This window comes from Pseudomonas sp. AOB-7, assembly GCF_003696305.1.
Classification (GTDB): Bacteria; Pseudomonadota; Gammaproteobacteria; order Pseudomonadales; family Pseudomonadaceae; genus Aquipseudomonas.
On the sequence record NZ_RFFK01000020.1, the window covers coordinates 1 to 17,748 of the forward strand.

The following is a 17,748-nucleotide window of genomic DNA, read 5'->3' on the forward strand; positions in this document are numbered from 1 at the left end:
CACCCCTGGGCGATCTACGCCATAGTCGCCCTGGCACTGGCGCTGTTCGCCTTCAACAAGGGCCTGCCGCTGTCGTTCCGCTCGATCTTCTTCCCGCTGCTGGGTGAGCGGGTGTGGGGCTGGCCGGGGCATGTGATCGACATCCTCGCGGTGTTCGCCACCCTGTTCGGCCTGGTCACCTCGCTGGGCCTGGGCGCCGAGCAGGCCTCCGCCGGGCTGCACAGCCTGTTCGGCCTGCCGGCCGACACCACCACCAAGGTGCTGCTGATCGCCGTCATCACCCTGATCGCGCTGTGCTCGGTGCTGGCCGGTGTGGACAAGGGGGTCAAGCGCCTGTCCGAGCTGAACCTGGGCCTGGCCCTGCTGTTGCTGCTGTTCGTGGTGGTCGCCGGTCCCACCGCGCTGCTGCTGAGCGGCGTGCTGGACAACCTCGGTGCCTACCTGCAGTACCTGCCGGCGCTGTCCAACCCGGTCGGTCGCGAGGACGCCAACTTCAGCCAGGGCTGGACCGCCTTCTACTGGGCCTGGTGGATCAGCTGGTCGCCCTTCGTCGGCATGTTCATCGCCCGGGTCAGCCGTGGCCGCACCGTGCGCGAGTTCCTCATCGCCGTGCTGCTGGTGCCGTCGCTGGTGTCGGTGCTGTGGATGAGCACCTTCGGCGGCACCGCGTTTCATCAGGCCCTGGGCGGTCTGACCGAGCTGCAGCAGGCGGCGCTGGAGCTGAAGATGTTCGTCATGCTCGACCAGCTGCCGATCAGTGCGCTCAGCTCCTTCGTGGCCATCGTGCTAGTGGTGCTGTTCTTCATCACCTCGTCGGACTCCGGTTCCCTGGTGATCGACACCATCACCGCCGGCGGCAAGGTCAACGCGCCGCTGCCGCAGCGGGCATTCTGGGTGCTGCTCGAGGGCGCGCTGGCCGTGGCGCTGTTGCTCGGCGGCGGCCTGGTGGCGCTGCAGGCCATGGCGGTGTCCACCGGCCTGCCGTTCACCCTGGTGCTGCTGGTGGGGTGCGTCGCCGTCATCAAGGGTCTGCTCAGCGAGCCGCGTGCGCTGCCGGGCGGAGCCGGGGTGCTGTCGCGCGACTAGCGTCTGTGCGAGGAGCCCCTGGCACTGGAGAAAAAGCCGCGATGCCGCTGGGTATCGCGGCTTTTTTCATGGGCGTTCTGGGCGCACCGGCTATTCCCCTGCGAAGGTTGGGGCGCGGCTAGTGCCACAGCTCGCCCACCGGCGTATGCGTCCAGTGATGAGTGGCCGCCTGCGCCTGCAGCAGTTCGGCGGTGGCCAGCGCGTCGCTCAGCGCATGGTGCGCGCGGTACGCCGGCAGGCCGTAGCGCTGGCGGCTGTCGGCCAGGCGGATGGAGATCGGCCGTTGCCCGCGCAGGCGTCCCAGCAGGCCGGGGCGCCTGCGTGGATGCAGGCGCGCCTCCAGCGCCATGGTGTCGAGCAGGGGAAACAGCAACCCCTCGCCCAGCTGGCGGCGCAGCGCCTGGTCGAGGAAGCCGCGTTCGATGCGGTGGTAGTGCACCACCACCAGCTTGCCGGCCAGGGCCTCGAGCACCTCGCCGAGCACCGCGTCCAGCGGCGGTGCATGGCGCACGTCGGAGTGGGTGATGTGGTGGAAGGTCACCGAATCGCCGTGCAGTTCGCTGCTGGGACGCACCACCCAGTAGCGCGCCTCCTGGCAGCGGATGCGGCGCAGATCGAAGGGCACCAGGCCGAGGCTGACGATGGCGTCGCGGCCCGGCTCCAGGCCGGTGGTTTCCACGTCCAGGGCGAGCAGGGGCGCCTCGCCCAGCGGCGTCTCGGCGGCCGGGCAGCCGGCGCGGTAGAAGGCCGCCAGGCGGGGATCGCGGGCAGCTTCGCCGAGCTGACGCAGGCGCTCGGACCAGTTCGCGGCGCTCATCACAGACGCCCCATGGGCTGCGCCGGATAGCGGAAACGGAGGAATTTCTGCGCATTGCTGACGATCTGGAAGGCTTCCTTGAGGTTGTGCCGTTCCTCGCTGCTGATCTGCTCCGGTTCGATGTAGTTGCTCAGCTTGCGCTCGGCTTGCAGGTCGTGCGCCTGGTGGCGGATGCGCACCAGGCCGAGGAATTCGAAGGCGTAGCGCAGGCCCTCCAGCGCTTCGTTGGGCAGCAGCTTGGTGGTGGCGATGGCGTCCAGTCGTTCCAGCGAGTTCTGCGCGCGGGAGCCGCAGGCCAGGGCGTGCACGCGGATCAGGTCGGTGAGCGGCGCGGTGCCGCGGCCCTTGAGGTTGATGATGTGTTTCTGCTGGCCGTCGGTCTCCATCACGAAGGTGCGGAAGAAGCCCAGCGGCGGCGTGCGATTGAGCGCGTTGCGCGCCAGCGCGGCGAGGAACGCCGGGTTGCCGCTGGCGCGGCTGGCGAGCAGGTCCTTGAGGTTTTCCACCAGCTCGGTGGCGCCGTAGACGCCGTCGAGGTCGAAGAAGATGCTGGCGTTGAGCAGGGTCTCCGGGTTGGGCTGCTCGATCCACTGGATGAAGTAGTCGCGCCATACCCGCAGCGGTTTGCGCCACTTGGGGTTGTTGGCCATGATCCCGCCCTTGCAGTAGGCATAGCCGCAGGTCGCCAGGCCGTCGTTGACGAACTGCGCCAGCTCGGCGAAGTAGTCGCCGTGCAGGGCGGGGTCGAAGCTGTCGTCGAGCACCAGGGCGTTGTCCTGGTCGGTGAGCAGCAGCTGCTCGTCGCGTGCCAGCGAGCCGGCGACCATGAAGCAGTAGGGCACCGGCGGCGGGCCGAGCTTGTGCTCGGCGAGCGCCAGCAGGCGCTGGGCGAAGGCGCGGCCGATGCCGCTCATGGCTTTGCCGACCATGTTGACGTTGGCGTCGTCGGCGACCATGCGCAGGAAGGTGGCGCGCAGGTCCGGCGTCAGGCGCTTGAGCTCCTCGACCGACTGCTTGTTGAAGATGCCGTTGACCAGGTACAGGCTGCTGCGCGACTCGTAGCGGACGATATCGGCCAGGTTGATGACGCCCACCGGCACGTTGCGGCTGAGCACCGGCAGGTGGTGGATGTTGTGCCGCAGCATGCTCAGCATGGCTTCGAATACCGAGTCGTCGGCCTGGGTGGTGATCGGATCGGGCGACATCACCTGGCTGACCGGGGTGTGGCCGGGCAAGCCTTCGGCCAGCACGCGGGTGCGCAGGTCGCGGTCGGTGAGGATGCCGGCCATCCGCTGCGCGGGGCGCTCGCCGGCGGCCGGCGCGGCGTCCTTCTGCGGCGCCACGACTATGACCGAGGACACGCTGTGCTCGGTCATCACCCGGGCGACTTCCTGCACCGGGGTGTCCGGCACGACGCTGACCGGCGCACGGGTGACCAGCTTGCGCACGGTGATCTTCATCAGCTCGCTGGCCTTGCCCTGGCTGTCCTCCAGCGCCGACTTCAGGCGCGACTGGCCGACCAGCTCGACGAAGTCGGCGAAGCTGTCGAACTGCTCGCACAGCTGGTGGAACAGGACGCCGGGGATGAAATAGATCAGGCTGTCTTCCAGCGCCCGCGCCGACAGGCGCACGCGGTTGCCGCCCATCAGCCCGGCCTGGCCGAAGATCTCGCCCTCGGTCAGGCGGTTGTGCAGCTCGCCGCTGCGCCTGTGGATCTCCACCGCGCCGCTGCGCACGTAGTGCAGCTCATGGATCGGCGCCCCCGGCGCGAGGATCTCGCTGCCGGCCTTGAAGTAGCCGACCTGCACCTGGCGGGCGATCTCGCCCAGGGTCTCCTCCGGCAGCTTGTCGAAAGGCGGAAAGCGCTTCAGGTGATCGCGGATCTCGATCAGCTCGATCTGCATGGGGCGTCCTTAGCTCGCGGGTGGCCTCCATCTAAGCACAGAGGCCACGGGATTCGCCCCTCCGAATGCGCCCAACGCCGTCGCAGGCCCGCCAGCGTTTATGGTCGGGCGGGGCAGCGGCTCGTGCCTCACCCCCAGTTCCAGCGGCTCTCGGCCACCGCGTCGTGGGCGTGCAGGCTTTCCGCGTGCACCACCCGCACGCGCAAGGCGCTGGCCTGCGGCAGCTGGCGCAGGGCGCGGTGCAGGCGCCGCGCGGCGTCTTCGCAGAACATCAGGTTCTGCCCGTTGGCCAGGGCGAAGGCCTGCTCGTCGGCGCGCTTGACCGCGGTCTGCACCGGCGTGCCGAGGGCGCGCTCGGCGCCGTCGAGCAGCGCCAGCAGCGGCAGCTCCTTGCAATCCGGGTTCAGGCGCAGTTGCAGGGTCGCCGTGCTGCGCTGGCTGTGCGGCGTGGCGAGGATGCCCCGGGTGCTGCCGAGCCAGCCGATGATGTCGGCGCGATCGAGGTTTTTGCCCGCGAAATCTTCGTTGAACTGCTGCTGGATCAGCTGCCGGGCCAGCGCTGCCGAGCACGGGCAGGTGGATGAATAGGCCAGCTCGACCTGCAGTTCGACCTGGAATTGGCGGCCGTCCTGGCGTGCGCGAACCTCGAAGGGGTAGTGCTTCCAGCCGCTCAACGGGCTGATCAGCGCCGGGCGCTCCAGCGGCAGCGCGCCGCGCAGGGTCAGGCTGGCGCTGTCCGACAGCTCGCGGTGGCTGCCCAGGCAGTCGTCCAGCAGCCGCTGCAGTGCCGGCACGTCCAGGGGTTGGCCGGCCAGCGCCTGCAGGGCCAGGTACAGGCGTGACATATGGATGCCGCGCGCGCCGCCATCAATCAGGCTGACGCCGATATCGACCTGGGCCGTCAGCGTCTGGCCGGCCAGCCGCAGCGGCAGGGCGATGCCGGCCATGCCGACCCAGTCCAGCGGCAGGTCGTGGTGGGTGGCTTGGGCGGCTATGTCCGGCAGGGTCTGTACGTTCATCGCAAATCCGTGGGTTGCTGGTTCGATTGAGTGTTATGTTATAACACTAAAAAATAAACCAGCCGATGTGCCATGACCCTGACTGTGCCTACCGAAGCCGAACTGCTCGCCCAGCCCGCCGACGCCTATATGAACGACGCCCAGCAGCGCTTCTTCCGCGCCCTGCTGCTGGCCCAGCGTGCCGAATTGCAGGCGCGCATCGACGAGGAATTCGCCGAACTGCGCGAGCGCGAGACCAGCAGCGACGTCGCCGATATCGGCAGCGCCGAGGAGCAGCGCCAGTGGCAGCTGCGCCTGCTGGAGCGGGAGAAGAAGCTGCTGGACAAGATCGACCAGGCGCTCGAACGCCTGGCGCGCGGCGAATACGGCTGGTGCGCCGAGACCGGCGAGCCCATCGGCCTCAAGCGGCTGCTGCTGCGCCCCACCGCGACCCTGTGCATCGAGGCCAAGGAGCGCCAGGAGCAGCGCGAAAAACATCAGCGTGACCGTGACTGAACGAGGAACCCCCATGAATCAGCGTCTACCCGTTACCGTGCTGTCCGGCTTTCTCGGCGCCGGCAAGAGCACCCTGCTCAACCATGTGCTGAAGAACCGCGAGGGCCGCAAGGTCGCGGTGATCGTCAACGACATGAGCGAGATCAATATCGACGGCGCCACCGTCCAGCAGGACGTCAGCCTCAACCGCGCCGAAGAGAAGCTGGTGGAAATGAGCAACGGCTGCATCTGCTGCACCCTGCGCGAGGACCTGCTCGACGAGGTCAGCCGCCTGGCCAGCGAAGGCCGTTTCGACTACCTGCTGATCGAATCCACCGGCATCAGCGAGCCGCTGCCGGTGGCCGAGACCTTCACCTTCCGCGACGAGCAGGGCCGCAGCCTGTCCGACCTGGCGCGGCTGGACACCATGGTCACGGTGGTCGACGGGGTGAACTTCCTGCGCGACTTCCACGAGGCCGACAGTCTGGCCAGCCGCGGCGAAACCCTGGGCGAGGAGGACGAGCGCTCGATCACCGACCTGCTGATCGAGCAGGTGGAGTTCGCCGACGTCATCCTCATCAGCAAGATCGACCTGATCAGCCAGGCCGAGCGCGAGGAGCTGATGGCCATCCTCCGTGGCCTCAACACCCACGCCGAGATCCAGGCCATGAGCATGGGCCAGATCACCCTGGACCAGATCCTCGACACCGGCCGCTTCGACTTCGAGCGCGCCGCGCAGGCGCCGGGCTGGCTCAAGGAGCTGCGCGGCGAGCACGTGCCGGAAACCGAGGAATACGGCATCGCCTCCAGCGCTTACCGCGCGCGCCGGCCCTTCCATCCGCAGCGCTTCTTCGACTTTATCGCCCGCGACTGGGTCAACGGTCGCCTGCTGCGCTCCAAGGGCTTCTTCTGGCTGGCCAGCAAGTACCAGGAGGCCGGCAGCTGGTCGCAGGCCGGCGGCCTGATGCGCCACGGCCTGGCCGGGCGCTGGTGGCGCTTCGTGGCCAAGCAGCACTGGCCGCAGGACGAGGAGGGGCTGCAGGCGATCATGCAGCACTGGAGTGCCGAGGTCGGCGACTGCCGCCAGGAGCTGGTGTTCATCGGCCAGAACATCGACTTCGCCCGGCTGACCGCCGAGCTGGACGCCTGCCTGCTCACCGACGAGGAAATGGCCGGCGGGCCGGAGGCCTGGCGTCTGCTGCCCGATCCCTTCGGCGCCTGGCAGCAGGAGGCGGCCTGATGTTGGCCCTCAAGCTGCGCCCGGCGCCGCGTCAGGCGCTGGGCGAGGATATCCAGGTGCTCACCGAGGTGCTGCGCGACGAGGTCAACCTGGCCGTCTGGCAGCGCCGCCTGCCGGCGCAGATCGAGGACTTCGCCGCGGCGCTGCTGGCCCAGGGCGAATCCCTGGCGCAGTCCATGACCCTGGAGCTGGCGACGCCCGACAGCGCGCCGAATCTCGACGGCCTGGTGGCGCAGTACGCCGACCTGCCGGGCCAGGCCGCCTTTCTCGCCGACGTGGCCTGGCTGGTGCGCGCCTACGCCTGCCTGCTCGATGCCGAGCGCATCGGCCTGCGCCTGCGTGTGCTGGACAAGGCCATGTGCCCGCGCTTTCACGTCGATCACGTGCCGCTGCGGCTGATCACCAGCTACGCCGGGGTCGGCAGCCAGTGGCTGGAGGAGGGCGGCATGCCGCGCGCGCGCCTGGGCGATGGGTCGGCCGAGCCGCAGGACGCGGCAGCGATTCGTCAGCTGCAGGCCGGCCAGGTGGCACTGGCCAAGGGCGAGAAATGGCAGGGCAACGAAGGCCGTGGGCTGATCCACCGCTCGCCGCAGCCGCCGGCCGGCGAACGGCGGTTGCTGTTGACCCTGGATTGGCTGGCCTGAGGGCGGTTGCGACGGTTTCCGTTGGGCTTCGTCGCGGGCTCCTCAACCCACGGGATGGCGAACCAAAAAAATAGGCCGGAGCGACTGCCCCGGCCTTAAGCACCAAGAGATCATGTCGACGCGTGACTCGACATGAGGGCCATGTGAGGTACCCGCAGTCATTAGGCGCGGTTTGGGTGACGTTTTGATGTCAGGGTTCGATCCAGGTGCCCTGATACTGGCTGGTGCAGGCCGGCTGCAGATACAGCGCATCGCTGGCCACGCCGTAGTAGTGGATGTCCTGCCGATACAGGCCGCTGCCGGCCCGCGCCTCCTGGCACACGCCGTAGGCGCCCGCGGGGCACTGTTCGAGGAACTCCACCTCCACCTTCTGGCCCTGCAGCTGCGGCTGGCAGAAGCCCTCGCGGAACAGCTGGCTCGGGATATTGCGGTTCTCCTGGCACAGCTGCACGTCCAGGCGCTCGGCCTGGCTGTGCACCACGCAAGCCTCGCCCAGGGCCAGGCCGGGCAACAGGTAGAACGGCAGCAACCACGCACGCATCGTATCGACTCCAGAGCAAATTGCCGGCGAATCTAGCATGCCGTCCACCTGCAGTCTGTGCTGGCAACGGCAGCCAAGACCGTCGACCATAGGCCCATGCTCAGTCAGATCCCCACCCACCTGATCGCCGGCCCCCTCGGCGCCGGCAAGACCAGCCTGATCCGCCAGCTGCTGGCGCAGAAGCCGGCGGCCGAGCGCTGGGCGGTGCTGGTCAACGAATTCGGCCAGATCGGCCTGGACGCCGCGTTGCTGGAGCGCGGCGAGGACGGCGTCGCCCTCGCCGAGGTGGCCGGCGGCTGCCTGTGCTGCGTCAACGGCGCGCCCTTTCAGGTCGGCCTCGGCCGCCTGCTGCGCCGGGCGCGGCCGGACCGCATGTTGATCGAGCCATCCGGCCTCGGCCACCCGCTGCAACTGCTGGAGCAGCTGCGCCAGCCGCCCTGGATTGGGGTGCTGGCGGTGCAGCCGATGCTGCTGGTGCTGGACGCCGCCGCCCTGGCCCGCGGCGAGGCGCTGCCCGACAGCCAGCGCCTGGCGCTGGACGGCGCCGGCCTGCTGCTGCTGAACAAGAGCGAGCGCCTGAGCGCCGAGGACCGCGCCCGTATCGCCGCCGCATTGCCGCCGCTGCCACTCTTCTGGACCACCCAGGGCCGCCTCGAGCTGGCGCTGCTGCCGGGCCGCTCCGCGCAGGCCGGCAACCCGGGCGCCGCCGTACTGCCCAGCGCCGCAGCGCCCCTGCCGCAGCTGTGGCGTACGCCGGATGAACCCATCTGCCTGATCCAGGATCAGGCCGAAGGCTGGAGCATCGGCTGGCGCTGGCACCCGAGCCAGCGCTTCGGCCTGCTCCAGGTGCAGCGCTGGCTGGACGGCCTGGACTGGCGCCGGGCCAAGGCGGTGCTGCACGGCGAAGACGGCTGGCGCTCGCTCAATGCCCTGCACGGCCAGGCCGGCGAGGGCTGGCGCGCCAGCGAATGGCGCAAGGACTCACGCCTGGAGCTGATCTTCAGCGAAGCGCAGGATGCCGCAGCCCTGCGCGCCGGCCTGGCTGCCTGCCGCGTCTCGTAGACCGCGTTAGCGGTCAGGGATAACTCTGGAACCAGGCGAGGATCTTGCCCGGCGAGCTGGCGAACCACTCGTGCCCGCCCAGCGCCTCGGTATGCCGCGCGGTTGGTATGCCCTGATGGAGCAGGCGGTCGTAGTACAGCTCCATGCTCCACCAGGGCACGGTGAGGTCGACGAAGCCGTGCACGAACAGGGTCGGCGGATGGTCGGCCGGCAGCGTCGGCACGCTGCACAGCGGCCCCGAGCAGCTGGCATAGGAGCCGGACTGGATCGCCAGCGCCTTGAACCGGCCGGGGAAGGACACCGCCATGCGGCTGCTGTTGTAGCCGCCGCTGGAGATGCCGGTGGCGTACTGGCGGCTGGCGTCGAGCGGGCCGAAATGGCCGGCGGCGATGGCCTCCAGCACGTTGCCGAGAAAGTCGTAGTCGGTGCTCAGCTCGTAGTGCTGCGCCAGCCCGGGGATATTGGTCTGCCAGAACAGATCGGCCGGTGCGCTCGGCGCAACCACCGCGTAGCCGTTGTCGAGCAGGCGCTGGATCAGCTTGCCCTCGTAGAAGCCGCCGAACGGCATATTGCTGTAGTAGGTGAAGTCGTCGAGCGGGAAGAACGAGCCCTGGTAGATCAGCACCACCGGCCAGCCGGCGGCCGGCGGCGTGCCCAGCGGCGTCTGGTAGATCACCTGGCGCTGGCCGACCAGGCCGGAATCGATCCAGGCGGACTGATAGCTGCAACTGACCTTGGCCGGCAGCAGCAGGCTCTTGGCGCGCTCGCTGCAGCGCGAGGCGGCCTGGGCCTGGAGGGTGGATAGGGACAGCAACAGCAGGCAGAGACAGGCGGTGCGAAGGTGGGACATGGCGGAATTCTCCGTTGTTGTTATGGGTACCGCGCATCGAATTGAAACAGGAATTCCGATTCCGTCAAGTGCTGCAGGCCGCGCCAATCCTGGCCTGCAGGCGAATGCGGCGGGCTTGAGCGCTGCGGAGAGGAGAAAAATAGAACCGGGGGCTTGCCAGGTTGAAACCAGCGTACTAGTTTATTCGGAACCGATGTTCCGATTCCGATAAAAACAACAGCTGGAGGTCATCGTGGCACATCAAGGAAGGGGCCTGGCGGCAGCCGGCCTGGCATTGCTCGGGGCGCTGCCGTTCGGCGTGGCGCAGGGGTTTCAGACCCGTCATGGCGACTGGGGCGTGTCGCTGGACACCACCCTGTCCTACGGCGTCAGCTACCGCATGGAGGGGCAGGACAGCAAGCTGATCGCCCGCGCCAACGGCGGCACAGGCGACAACACGGCGCTGATCAACTCCGACGACGGCAACCTCAACTTCAAGAAGGGCGAGCTGTTCTCCGAGGTGGTCAAGGCCGTCTCCGAGCTGGACCTGCGCTATCGGGAACAATACGGCCTGTTCGTCCGCGGCCGCGCCTTCTACGACTTCGAGCTCGAGGACGACGAGCGTCGCCATCGCCCGATCAGCGACGCCGGCCTCGACGAAGCCGGCTCCAGCGCCGACCTGCTCGACGCCTTCGTCTATGGCAGCTGGACGCTGGGCGAGCGCGCGCTGAACGCCCGTCTCGGCCGTCAGGTGATCAACTGGGGCGAGTCGCTGTTCTACCAGAACGGCATCGGCGCCACCAACCCGGTGGACATCAACGCGCTGCGCGCCCCGGGTTCGGAGATCAAGGAGGCCTATATGCCGACCGCCATGGTCTATGCCTCCTTCGAGCTGCGCGACAACCTCAGCATCGAGGGCTACTGGCAGCCGGGCAAGGCCTGGGAAGCGTCGAAGATCGACCCCTGCGGCACCTACTACTCGACCCTCGACGTGCTCGGCGAGGGCTGCAACTACCTGTCGGTGGCGCCGCTGCAGGAGGCTATTCTCGGTACTGCCTTCGACAGCCCGGCCGTGGCCGCGGCCTACGGCGAGGCGCTCGGCCCCGGCTTCGTCAACGAGCTGATCCGCGGCTACCTGCCGCGCACCTTCATGCCGCGGGCGCAGGACATCGACGGCGACGACTCGCCCCAGTACGGCGTGGCCCTGCGCTGGTATGTGCCGCAGCTGAACGACACCGAACTGGGTTTCTACTACCTGCGCTACAACATGCAGGTGCCGATGATCGGCCTCACCGTCGGCCAGCCGGTGCTGGTACCGGTGGTCGGCCTGCTGCCGGACGCCAGCAGCTCGCGCTACTACGCCGAATACCTGGAGAAGCGCGACCTGTTCGGCGTCAGCTTCAACACCTCGGTCGGCGGCGACAGCATCTTCAACGGCCTGTCGCTGGCCGGCGAGCTGAGCTACCGACCGGACACGCCGATCGCCCTGGGCCTGGGCGAGTACCTGCCGGACGCCCTGTTCGGCAACCTCGCCGGTCTGCCGGTGGGCACGCGTCTGGATGGCTACCGCGAGAAGGACATGGTCCAGGCCTCGCTGTCGGCCATCTACAACTTCACCGGGCTGCTCGGCGCCAACTCCGCGACCCTGTTCAGCGAACTGGTGGCCAGCCGGGTGCAGGGCCTGGAGTCGGACGTCGACTACTACGAGGCCACCAGCAGCGCCTACGGCGCCCAGGCCAGCCTGCAGCTGACCTACAGCAACGTGTTCAACTTGGTCACCCTGGCGCCCAGCCTCAGCTACCAGTACAGCATCAACGGCGTCGCCCCCCAGCTCACCAACGGCCTCGACGAGGAAGCGCAGAGCTGGTCGCTGGGCCTCGACGCCATCTATCAGGAAGCTTTCACGGTCGGCGCCCGCTACGTCGGCTACAGCGGCGGCGGCTTGTCGAACAAGCGCACCGACCGCGACTACCTGAGCCTCAACGTCAAATACAGCTTCTGAGAGGGAACGCCATGCATCGTCTGAATATCGCCCTGCTGGCCTTCGCCCTGCTGGCAGCCGCGCCGGTCATGGCCCAGGTCGACGCCGCGCAGGCCGCGCGGCTCGGCCAGGATCTCACCCCCATGGGGGCCGAGCGCGCCGGCAATGCCGCCGGCAGCATTCCCGCCTGGGACGGCGGCCTGGCCAAGGACAGCGGCGCCTTCGACGCCAAGCTCGGCTACAAGGACCCCTTCGCCGCCGACCAGCCGCTGTTCACTGTGACCCAGGCCAATGCCCAGCAGTACCGCGAGCAGCTCAGCCCCGGTCAGCTGGCCATGCTGCAGCGCTACCACGACAGCTGGAAGCTCAAGGTCTACCCGACCCGGCGCTCGGCGTCCTACCCGGACAAGGTGTACGCCGCGGTCAAGACCAACGCCACGACAGCCAAGCTGATCGAGAACGGCAACGGCATCGCCGACTTCCAGCTGGCCACGCCCTTTCCCATTCCCCAGTCGGGCCTGGAGGTGCTGTGGAACCACCTGGTGCGCTACCGCGGCGACAGCGTCAAGCGCTACTACGCCCAGGCCGTGCCGCACGCCAGCGGCGACTACTTCATGACCCGCATCGAGGACCTGTTCCTGTTCAACCAGGACGCCGGCGATCTCAGCAAGGGCAACGGCAACGTGCTGTTCTACTTCCGCCAGTCGGTGCTGGCGCCGGCGCGCCTGGCCGGTACCGAGCTGCTGGTTCACGAGACCGTCAACCAGGTCAAGGAGCCGCGTCTGGCCTGGCTCTACGCCGCCGGCCAGCGCCGCGTGCGGCGCACGCCGAACGTCGCCTACGACTCGCCCGGCACCGCCTCCGAGGGCATGCGCACCACCGACAACTTCGACATGTTCTCCGGCGCGCCGGACAAGTACGACTGGCAGCTGCTGGGCAAGCGGGAAATGCTGGTGCCCTACAACAGCTACCGCTTCGCCGCCAAGAGCAACAAGTACAGCGACATCGTCCAGCGCGGCCACGTCAATCCCGAGCTGCTGCGTTACGAGCTGCACCGCGTCTGGCACGTACGCGCCACGCTGAAGGCCGGCCAGCGCCACCAGTACAAGCGCCGCGACTTCTACTTCGACGAGGACAGCTACCAGATCCTGCTGGTCGATCACTACGACAACCGCGACAACCTCTGGCGCCTCGGCGAGTCCTACACCATCAACTATTACGACCAGCCGCTGGTGTGGACCAAGGGCGACGCAATATACGACCTGATCGGCGGCCGTTATGTCATCGGTATTCTGTCCAACGAGGAACCGGCGGATCAGTTCGAAATTGCCCTGAAACCCACCGACTTCACCCCGGCGCAACTTAGAAGGGACAGTGTGCGTTAACTTTCGGCAACTTTCAGGTAATTGCAGATAAGCCGGGAAAGTTCATCTGGCACAACTTCCCTGGGCGTCGTGCCGAGGCTGCCGACCATGGTGAAGTAGTTCATCCCGGCCAGCAGCAGATGGGCGCACAGAGCGGCCGCCTGGGCGGGATTGGGGTGGCCCAGTTCGGCCGGGTTGGCCAGGGCGATACGGCAGAAGGTCTGACCGATATGGGCATTGAGCTGATGGAAGCGCTGGCGGAAACGCAGGTCCGCCGAGCTGCGCCGGATCAGCGCGCGGAGCAGGCCCTCGCTGCCGTCGAACTGGCGCACCAGGCCCTGGATAAAGGCCGCGACGCGCGCCTGCAAAGGCGTTTCGGCATGTGCCAGCTGCTCGGCGAGGGCATCGATGGCGCTGCCGCTCTGCTCGATGAAGCGTTCGTGCACGGCGTACAGCAGCACGTCCTTGTCGCCCAGCAGGCGATAGAAGGTGCCCACCGAGGATTCGGCCAGATGGGCGATCTGGGAAATGCCGGTGTCTTCGAAGCTGTCGTTGGCGAGCAGCTCGGCGGCGACGTTGAGGAAGCGTTCCAGAGCCTTTTTGCTGCGTGCCTGGGTAGGGCTGGCGATGCTGTACATGATCAATTCTCGAACCGGCACGGGCCGATTCTAGGGGGTTTGGCAAGTCAAGGCAAATAACCGATCAATTATTAGAAAGTTGTCTGTAAAGTTGATGGATTAACGCCCGGTGGATGATTCCTTTATTGCGAGTCAGGGCACTTTATTGTTTGTCGTTAATTAAGGAGTCGAGTGAGCTATGGACTATCTGCATCTACCCAGTGGACGCATCGCCTATGTTTGCCGCGGCCGGGGCCCGGCGGTGCTGTTGCTGCATGGCCTGGGCTCTTCCTCGCTCGACTGGCAACCGCAGATCGAGCACCTGGCCCGGCACTATCGGGTCTACGCCCTGGACCTGCGCGGCCATGGCCAGAGCGCGCCGCTGCGTGCGCCGGTGAGCCTGGCCGAGCTGGCGGCGGATGTGGCCGACTTCATCCGCGCCCTGGATATCGAGCCGTGCGTCCTGGTCGGCATCTCCATGGGCGGCATGCTCACCTTCCAGCTGCTCGCCGATCACCCCGAGCTGCTGCGCGCGGCGGCGGTAGTCAACAGCGCGCCGAGCTTTCCGCTGGACAGCTGGAAGATCCGCGCCCAGGTCGGCCTGCGCCTGCTGCTGGTGCGCGCGCTCGGCCTGCCGACGCTGGCGCGGCTGCTGGCCGGCAAGCTGTTCCCCAAGGCCGAGCAGCAGGCGCTGCGCGAGCAGCTGATCGAGCGCATCGCCGGTAACGACCGCACCTCCTACCTGCACGCGATGCGTGCCATTCCCGGCTGGAGCGCCTTGCCGCGGGCGGCGCAGGCGGACACCCCGCTGCTGGTGGTGGCCGGCGACCGCGACTACACGCCGCTGGCCTACAAGCGCGCCTATGTCGCCCAGTTGCGCAACGCCCGTCTGGAGGTGATCGAGGATTCCGGCCACGCCACCCCGCTGGACCAGCCGCAGCGCCTCAACCAGCTGCTGCAGGCCTTTATCGCCGAACATTCGCCGCCCGTGCCGGCCTGACGCGGCGCCGGCGCGCCGCTACACTGGCCAGCCGTCATTGGCTGCGGCTGGTCCTCTATGCAACTGCTTCCCTGGTCCCATTCCTGTTCCGCCGGCTTCACCCTGCGCGGCTGGCACAGCCCGCCCTCGGGCAAGCCGCTGCTGCATTTCCTGCACGGCAACGGCTACTGCGGGCGGGTCTACGAGCCGATGCTGGCGCGGCTGGCCGAGGACTTCGACCTTTGGCTGTGCGACGTGCAGGGCCATGGCGACAGCGATCACGGCGGCCGCTTCCACGGCTGGAACCGCAGCGCCGAGCTGGCGCTGGAGGCCTTCGAGGCGTTGCGTGCGCCGTTCGGCGCGGTGCCGCGCTTCGCCCTCGGCCACAGCTTCGGCGGCGTGCTGACCAGCCTGATCCTGGCCCGGCATCCCGAGCTGTTCCGGCGCGCGGTGCTGCTCGATCCGGTGCTGTTCAGCCCGGCGATGATCGGCGTCATGGCGCTGTCCGACGTGGTCGGCCTGGCCCAGCGCAGCGGCATGGCGAGCAAGGCGCGCAAGCGCCGCCGGCAATGGCCGGATCGCCCCGCCGCGCATGCCGCGCTGCACGGCCGCGGCATGTTCCGCGGCTGGGACGAGGCGGCTTTTTCCGCCTATATCGAGCATGCGCTGAAGGAGGTGGCGGACGGCGTCGAGCTCAAGTGCCGGCCGAGCCGTGAGGCCGAGATCTTCGGTTCTTATCCGCGCCGCCTGTGGCCGTCGCTGGCCAAGGTGAGCACCCCGACCGAGGTGATCCACGGCGCGCGCAGCTATCCTTTCGTCGCCCGCTCGGTGGCGCGCTGGTGCGCGGGCAACCCCCATGTGCGCGGCCAGGTGGTGCCCGGCGGGCACTGCTTCATGCAGGAGCGGCCGGCCGACAGCGCCGAGCGGGTGGCCAACTTCCTGCTGCAGTGTGGCTAGGTCTTGAGCGCCGAGCGCGAGGAGGTCTGGCTGGCGCTGTCCGACCTGTGGCTGGACAGCGAGCTGGACGAGCCCTGGCTGCGCAGCATCGCCGCGGTGCTGCGCAACAGCGGCCTGAGCCGCGCGGAGCTGGAGCGAATCTTCCACTACGAGGTGGCGCCGGTGGTGTGGCTCAACCACTGGGTGACGGCCGGGGTCTGGGGCGCCTTCGACCGTGACTGGCTGGTGGAGGGCTGTCGGCGCAATCAGGCCCGTGGACGCTGGCATCGCGGCTGTTGCCGGCTGCTGCGCTGGCCGATGAGTTACGGCTGCCGCGGCGAATGGCAGCAGGTGCTGGCGCTGCTGGATGACGAGGGCTGAGGGCTCACTCGGCCTTGCGCCGCCAATCCTCCAGGCGAATCACCTTGTCGCTGCCCTGGGTCGCCACCGGCTCCGGTTGGGCCTCGAGCACCGGGTGCGGCTGCAGTTCGATACGCCCCAGGTGCTGGCCGAACATGCTGATCTGCCCGCGCAGGCGCTGCTCGCCGGTGACGGTGAACTCGAAGTCGTAGAGCCGCGCCAGGCGCCGGTGGCCGCGGGCGTCGCGCAGGATGGCCAGGCGGCGCAGGGCCACCGCGCCGTCCAGCAGCTCGACGTCGAGCCTTGCGCAGTGCTGCTTGGCCAGGCTCAGGGCGCGTTCGCGAATGCCGTGGCCGCGCCACAGCCAGGCGCAGAAGGCGGCGAACAGCATCAGCAGGAAGACATCGAACAGATCGATCATTATGACTCCGGCGGCGGGAGACAGAGCTTAGCCCATCTGCCGCCCGCTTCTCAGCCCATGCGGTCGGGTGGACGCTGGGTGGCTCTCAGCTTTTCTCTTCGCTCAGGGCCTGGTAGCGCTGCTGCAGTTCGGCGCGGATCTGCCGGCGCTGGGCGGCCTGGCGCTGGCGGCGCAGGCCGTCGGGGGTATCCGGCTGCAGCTCCGGCACCGGCGCCGGGCGGCCCTGCTCGTCCACCGCGACCATGGTGAAGAAGCAGCTGTTGGTGTGGCGCACCGAGCGCTCGCGGATGTTCTCGGTGATCACCTTGATGCCGATCTCCATCGAAGTGCGCCCGCAGTAGTTGACCGAGGCGAGGAAGGTGACCATCTCGCCGACGTGCACCGGCTCGCGGAAGATCACCTGGTCCACCGACAGGGTCACCACGTAGCGACCGGCGTAGCGGCTGGCGCAGGCGTAGGCGACTTCGTCGAGGTACTTGAGCAGGGTGCCGCCGTGGACGTTGCCGGAGAAGTTGGCCATGTCCGGGGTCATCAGTACGGTCATCGTCAGTTGTGCGGTTCCGGCTTCCATAGGTACTCCGTGGGCGGGGGATGGGCGGGACGCTGCAGGACGCCTGCTGTCGTGCCGGCTCGGCGCCGGGATCGCGGCGGCCTCATGCAAGGACGCCGGCGGGCGCTCGCGCGCCACAGTCCACGGCCGGTTTGGCTGCCGAACGTCAGCGCAGGCCGTACTGCGCCTTGAGCCGCTGCACGCTGGCGTCCTGTTCGACGAGGAAGCGGTCGAAGCGGCGGATCAGTTCCGGGTGGCGGTAGCTGCTCAGGTGGAAGCTGGTGTAGGTCAGCGGCAGTTGCTGATCCAGCTGCAGGTAGTCGCTGGCCAGGCCCATCTCGCCGAGCTGGTAGCGCACCACCTGGGGGTTGGCGTAGAGCGCATCGAGCCGGCCGCGGGCGACCATGCGGATCAGGCTCTGGATGTCCTGGGTCTCCACCAGGTCCACCCCACCCTTGGCCAGCAGCGGCTGCCAGGCTTCGGCGGTGAAGCCGCGCACCGTGCCGAGCTGGCGCACCCGGGCCAGGCCCTGGCCGCGCCGTTCGGCGAGCACCAGGGTGCCGTCGACGATCTGCGCGGCGGCATCGCTGTAGTGCAGGTGCCGGCCGGTCTTGGCCTGGCGTGCCCAGGCCGGGTTGTCGGGGAACAGCAGATCGAGGCTCTGCTCGTCGAGCAGGTTGCGGTACAGGCGGTTGATCGGCTGCGGCAGCAGTTCCAGGGTCAGGCCCTCGTGCTCGGCGAAGGCCTGCAGCAGGTCGAGGCAGTAGCCTTCGGGCGGGCTGCCGGCGACGGCGCGGTAGTAGGGGAAGTAGTCGTGCAGCTCAATACCGACGCGCAGCGTCTCGCCCTGGCCCAGATTGGCCAGCAGTGCCAGAGCCAGCAACAGCCAGCGTTTCATGCGTTTCTCCCCGCCCCTCGCCGTAG

The 17,748-nt window shown here is 68.2% G+C and carries 19 protein-coding genes; 10 read left to right on the top strand and 9 right to left on the bottom strand.

The features are described from left to right. The coding region (locus tag EA796_RS21805) for a BCCT family transporter (RefSeq protein WP_178082594.1) at nt 1-1,086 on the top strand (1,086 nt) is incomplete at its 5' end. 118 nt (nt 1,087-1,204) lie between these two features. Here the strand turns inward: EA796_RS21805 and EA796_RS21810 are convergent. The 3 genes from EA796_RS21810 to folE2 all read right to left on the bottom strand — a co-directional run bounded on the left by EA796_RS21810 (nt 1,205) and on the right by folE2 (nt 4,826). Then, nucleotides 1,205-1,903 (bottom strand): 3'-5' exonuclease, encoded by a 699-nt coding sequence (locus EA796_RS21810; RefSeq protein WP_021443115.1) that lies wholly within the window; start codon nt 1,901-1,903, stop codon nt 1,205-1,207. After that, nucleotides 1,903-3,807, bottom strand: coding sequence for a DUF294 nucleotidyltransferase-like domain-containing protein (locus EA796_RS21815; RefSeq protein WP_122110141.1), 1,905 nt, complete (start codon nt 3,805-3,807; stop codon nt 1,903-1,905). Before EA796_RS21815 ends, EA796_RS21810 begins: the two co-directional genes overlap by 1 nt. 128 nt (nt 3,808-3,935) lie before the next feature. Continuing rightward, nucleotides 3,936-4,826 carry a GTP cyclohydrolase FolE2 gene (gene folE2, locus EA796_RS21820; RefSeq protein WP_122110142.1) on the bottom strand — a complete coding sequence of 297 codons (891 nt, stop codon included), beginning with the start codon at nt 4,824-4,826 and terminating at the stop codon, nt 3,936-3,938. Nucleotides 4,827-4,898: 72 nt separating this feature from the next. On the opposite strand from folE2, the gene dksA reads away from it, so the two are divergent. The 3 genes from dksA to EA796_RS21835 are packed head-to-tail and all read left to right on the top strand — an operon-like array spanning nt 4,899 to nt 7,184. Beyond that, complete coding sequence (gene dksA, locus EA796_RS21825) at nt 4,899-5,321, top strand: RNA polymerase-binding protein DksA (RefSeq protein WP_021443112.1); 423 nt, start codon at nt 4,899-4,901, stop codon at nt 5,319-5,321. A gap of 13 nt (nt 5,322-5,334) precedes the next feature. Continuing rightward, nucleotides 5,335-6,540, top strand: a complete 1,206-nt coding sequence (gene zigA / locus EA796_RS21830; protein WP_122110143.1) for a zinc metallochaperone GTPase ZigA — start codon at nt 5,335-5,337, stop codon at nt 6,538-6,540. Beyond that, nucleotides 6,540-7,184, top strand: coding sequence for a DUF1826 domain-containing protein (locus tag EA796_RS21835; protein ID WP_021443110.1), 645 nt, complete (start codon nt 6,540-6,542; stop codon nt 7,182-7,184). The genes zigA and EA796_RS21835 overlap by 1 nt, the downstream gene beginning before the upstream one ends. Before the next feature lie 190 nt (nt 7,185-7,374). Here EA796_RS21835 and EA796_RS21840 read toward each other — a convergent pair whose 3' ends face one another. Next, a complete protein-coding gene (locus EA796_RS21840) occupies nt 7,375-7,725 on the bottom strand; it encodes an NADH:ubiquinone oxidoreductase (RefSeq protein WP_122110144.1) in 351 nt (116 codons plus the stop codon). Nucleotides 7,726-7,821: 96 nt separating this feature from the next. Between EA796_RS21840 and EA796_RS21845 the strand changes: the two genes are divergently transcribed. Then, nucleotides 7,822-8,787: a GTP-binding protein gene (locus EA796_RS21845; RefSeq protein WP_122110145.1), complete on the top strand. Its 966-nt coding sequence runs from the start codon at nt 7,822-7,824 to the stop codon at nt 8,785-8,787. 13 nt (nt 8,788-8,800) lie between these two features. On the opposite strand, the gene EA796_RS21850 is transcribed toward EA796_RS21845, so the two are convergent. Beyond that, entirely contained in the window at nt 8,801-9,637 is an 837-nt protein-coding gene (locus tag EA796_RS21850; RefSeq protein WP_122110146.1) for an alpha/beta hydrolase-fold protein, read from the bottom strand. 232 nt (nt 9,638-9,869) lie between these two features. Here EA796_RS21850 and EA796_RS21855 point away from each other — a divergent pair, with 232 nt between their 5' ends. Together EA796_RS21855 and EA796_RS21860 are read left to right on the top strand one after the other, a co-directional pair. Then, a complete protein-coding gene (locus EA796_RS21855; RefSeq protein WP_158603107.1) occupies nt 9,870-11,618 on the top strand; it encodes a DUF1302 domain-containing protein in 1,749 nt (582 codons plus the stop codon). Between the two features lie 11 nt (nt 11,619-11,629). After that, nucleotides 11,630-12,982: a DUF1329 domain-containing protein gene (locus EA796_RS21860; protein ID WP_122110148.1), complete on the top strand. Its 1,353-nt coding sequence runs from the start codon at nt 11,630-11,632 to the stop codon at nt 12,980-12,982. Here EA796_RS21860 and EA796_RS21865 read toward each other — a convergent pair. Continuing rightward, entirely contained in the window at nt 12,979-13,599 is a 621-nt protein-coding gene (locus tag EA796_RS21865; protein ID WP_122110149.1) for a TetR/AcrR family transcriptional regulator, read from the bottom strand. The genes EA796_RS21860 and EA796_RS21865 overlap by 4 nt on opposite strands. A gap of 178 nt (nt 13,600-13,777) precedes the next feature. On the opposite strand from EA796_RS21865, the gene EA796_RS21870 reads away from it, so the two are divergent. The 3 genes from EA796_RS21870 to EA796_RS21880 are packed head-to-tail and all read left to right on the top strand — an operon-like array spanning nt 13,778 to nt 15,874. Then, entirely contained in the window at nt 13,778-14,578 is an 801-nt protein-coding gene (locus tag EA796_RS21870) for an alpha/beta fold hydrolase (RefSeq protein WP_122110150.1), read from the top strand. Between the two features lie 57 nt (nt 14,579-14,635). Continuing rightward, nucleotides 14,636-15,514, top strand: coding sequence for an alpha/beta fold hydrolase (locus EA796_RS21875; protein ID WP_122110151.1), 879 nt, complete (start codon nt 14,636-14,638; stop codon nt 15,512-15,514). 3 nt (nt 15,515-15,517) lie between these two features. Beyond that, nucleotides 15,518-15,874 carry a hypothetical protein gene (locus EA796_RS21880; RefSeq protein ID WP_122110152.1) on the top strand — a complete coding sequence of 119 codons (357 nt, stop codon included), beginning with the start codon at nt 15,518-15,520 and terminating at the stop codon, nt 15,872-15,874. 4 nt (nt 15,875-15,878) lie between these two features. Here EA796_RS21880 and EA796_RS21885 read toward each other — a convergent pair whose 3' ends face one another. From EA796_RS21885 to EA796_RS21895, 3 genes are all read right to left on the bottom strand, one after another. After that, nucleotides 15,879-16,274, bottom strand: a complete 396-nt coding sequence (locus EA796_RS21885) for a DUF3301 domain-containing protein (RefSeq protein ID WP_122110153.1) — start codon at nt 16,272-16,274, stop codon at nt 15,879-15,881. Nucleotides 16,275-16,359: 85 nt separating this feature from the next. Further along, nucleotides 16,360-16,845 (bottom strand): acyl-CoA thioesterase, encoded by a 486-nt coding sequence (locus EA796_RS21890; RefSeq protein ID WP_021445701.1) that lies wholly within the window; start codon nt 16,843-16,845, stop codon nt 16,360-16,362. Between the two features lie 145 nt (nt 16,846-16,990). Then, on the bottom strand, nt 16,991-17,722 hold the full coding sequence (locus tag EA796_RS21895) for an ABC transporter substrate-binding protein (protein WP_158603108.1): 732 nt from the start codon (nt 17,720-17,722) through the stop codon (nt 16,991-16,993). Nucleotides 17,723-17,748 lie beyond the last annotated feature (26 nt).

Bases quoted from the DNA above. Each gene is read 5' to 3' on its own strand.
- dksA (WP_021443112.1), top strand. From the start codon at position 4,899: ATGACCCTGACTGTGCCTACCGAAGCCGAACTGCTCGCCCAGCCCGCC.
- EA796_RS21860 (WP_122110148.1), top strand. From the start codon at position 11,630: ATGCATCGTCTGAATATCGCCCTGCTGGCCTTCGCCCTGCTGGCAGCC.
- EA796_RS21865 (WP_122110149.1), bottom strand. From the start codon at position 13,599: ATGTACAGCATCGCCAGCCCTACCCAGGCACGCAGCAAAAAGGCTCTG.
- EA796_RS21875 (WP_122110151.1), top strand. From the start codon at position 14,636: ATGCAACTGCTTCCCTGGTCCCATTCCTGTTCCGCCGGCTTCACCCTG.
- folE2 (WP_122110142.1), bottom strand. From the start codon at position 4,826: ATGAACGTACAGACCCTGCCGGACATAGCCGCCCAAGCCACCCACCAC.
- EA796_RS21845 (WP_122110145.1), top strand. From the start codon at position 7,822: ATGCTCAGTCAGATCCCCACCCACCTGATCGCCGGCCCCCTCGGCGCC.
- EA796_RS21835 (WP_021443110.1), top strand. From the start codon at position 6,540: ATGTTGGCCCTCAAGCTGCGCCCGGCGCCGCGTCAGGCGCTGGGCGAG.
- EA796_RS21885 (WP_122110153.1), bottom strand. From the start codon at position 16,274: ATGATCGATCTGTTCGATGTCTTCCTGCTGATGCTGTTCGCCGCCTTC.
- zigA (WP_122110143.1), top strand. From the start codon at position 5,335: ATGAATCAGCGTCTACCCGTTACCGTGCTGTCCGGCTTTCTCGGCGCC.
- EA796_RS21870 (WP_122110150.1), top strand. From the start codon at position 13,778: ATGGACTATCTGCATCTACCCAGTGGACGCATCGCCTATGTTTGCCGC.
- EA796_RS21850 (WP_122110146.1), bottom strand. From the start codon at position 9,637: ATGTCCCACCTTCGCACCGCCTGTCTCTGCCTGCTGTTGCTGTCCCTA.
- EA796_RS21810 (WP_021443115.1), bottom strand. From the start codon at position 1,903: ATGAGCGCCGCGAACTGGTCCGAGCGCCTGCGTCAGCTCGGCGAAGCT.
- EA796_RS21815 (WP_122110141.1), bottom strand. From the start codon at position 3,807: ATGCAGATCGAGCTGATCGAGATCCGCGATCACCTGAAGCGCTTTCCG.
- EA796_RS21895 (WP_158603108.1), bottom strand. From the start codon at position 17,722: ATGAAACGCTGGCTGTTGCTGGCTCTGGCACTGCTGGCCAATCTGGGC.
- EA796_RS21890 (WP_021445701.1), bottom strand. From the start codon at position 16,845: ATGGAAGCCGGAACCGCACAACTGACGATGACCGTACTGATGACCCCG.
- EA796_RS21840 (WP_122110144.1), bottom strand. From the start codon at position 7,725: ATGCGTGCGTGGTTGCTGCCGTTCTACCTGTTGCCCGGCCTGGCCCTG.